The organism is Bradyrhizobium sp. Crot121 (genome assembly GCF_059512385.1).
In genome coordinates this window covers 1-439 of record NZ_JCAMOR010000389.1, presented here as the reverse complement: position 1 = coordinate 439, position 439 = coordinate 1, and the positions used below count along the sequence as shown (strand labels likewise).

The following is a 439-nucleotide window of genomic DNA, read 5'->3' as shown; positions in this document are numbered from 1 at the left end:
CCTCAGCAGTCATGCCTTCGTCTTCGCGGCCCCAGCCGTAATGCTTTAGCCTTGCGCCGCTCATGGCATCCTCCCTGCTTTTTTCTGTCTGTGATTAGATAGCCGCGATATTCAGCACGCCGCTGCAGTTCTGAGCGTTACCTCAACGCGTGGTGAACGTGAGGCCGGCGCGCTCCTTCAGACGCTTGCGCAACGCCGGTCCCATCAGCGCGCCCGGCGTCCAGGTACCGCCCTCGCCCTGCACGTCGCGTACGAGGCAGAGAGCGCTCTCCGCGATCATCTTGCTGGTTGAGCCGTAGCCAGGATCGCGGTGGCCCGTAACCACCGCCTCGACCCGCCCGCCATCCGGCCGCTCGCCCAGAAAGAGGATGTCGTAGAAGCCCTTCTCGCGCTCATCCCGAGTGGGGCCTCCGCCGGGTTTGAGACCGCCGGTCCTGAA

The 439-nt window shown here is 64.7% G+C and carries 1 pseudogene; it reads right to left on the bottom strand.

Annotated elements, in window-relative coordinates:
* Positions 1-142: 142 nt before the first annotated feature.
* Positions 143-439, bottom strand: a pseudogene (locus AC5ZGW_RS47120) (saccharopine dehydrogenase); the annotation flags it as partial.